We start from the raw sequence: 913 nt of genomic DNA on the forward strand, positions 1-913 counted from the left end.
TAAGCCTCTTTCATAAATCAAAAAACGAACAGTCTCTTGCTGATTATTTGTACCGAAGAATTTTAAATATTCATGCATAATCTGCGGATGAAATACATCGATTCAAAGAAGCTTTCTGAAACACAGTTTAAGCGATACACCGGCATCTCATGGTCAACCTTTGATTTAATGGTGGAACAACTGAAAATGCATGTTCCTGCTAAAGGTAGACCCACCAAATTAAGCATAGAAGATCAAATCCTTCTGTGCTTAAGTTATTGGCGTGAATATCGAACATTGTTCCATGTTGCAACTAGTTATGGTGTGTCAGAGCCGACTGCTTCAAGAATTGTCCGTCATGTTGAAGACTGCCTGATTCGATCCAATCTGTTTAATTTACCCAAAGATTTACCCGAGGGCGAAGGCATCAACTGGAATGTTGTAATCGTGGATGCCACGGAAATTCCAATCCAAAGGCCTAAAAAAACAGAAGAAAAGCTATAGCGGCAAGAAAAAGACCCATACCTTTAAAGTACAGGCCATGATTCACTACAAAACTCAGCAAATTCTGAGTTTATGTACCAGTCGCGGTGCAGTGCATGATTTCGAACTCTTCAAACGTAACTTGAATCAGATTCCGGCAGGTGCATTTATCCTTGCGGATAAGGGTTATCAGGGAATTTATACAGTGTATCCAAATAGCCTGTTGCCATTAAAAGCCAAAAGACACTGTAAATTGGATCCTGAATTGAAAATCTATAATCAAGAAATCAATAAAAGAAGAATCGGAATTGAGCATGTATTTGGCAGCCTGAAAACCTTCAAAATCCTTGCTGAGCGATATCGTAATCGAGGAAAAAGACTGGGCTTAAGATTCAATTTAATTGCGGGAATCTATAATTTAGAGCTGAGCAAAAAATGAATTATGAAAGAA

2 protein-coding genes are annotated in these 913 nt (G+C 38.2%); both read left to right on the forward strand.

The features are described from left to right. Positions 1-87 precede the first annotated feature (87 nt). On the forward strand, positions 88-483 hold the full coding sequence (locus tag AC25JC_RS17305) for a transposase family protein (RefSeq protein ID WP_249733434.1): 396 nt from the start codon (positions 88-90) through the stop codon (positions 481-483). Further along, complete coding sequence (locus AC25JC_RS17310; protein ID WP_248603096.1) at positions 431-901, forward strand: transposase family protein; 471 nt, start codon at positions 431-433, stop codon at positions 899-901. Before AC25JC_RS17305 ends, AC25JC_RS17310 begins: the two co-directional genes overlap by 53 nt. The last annotated feature ends 12 nt before the right edge of the window (positions 902-913 follow it).

It is taken from the genome of Acinetobacter sp. P37, from assembly GCF_057480965.1.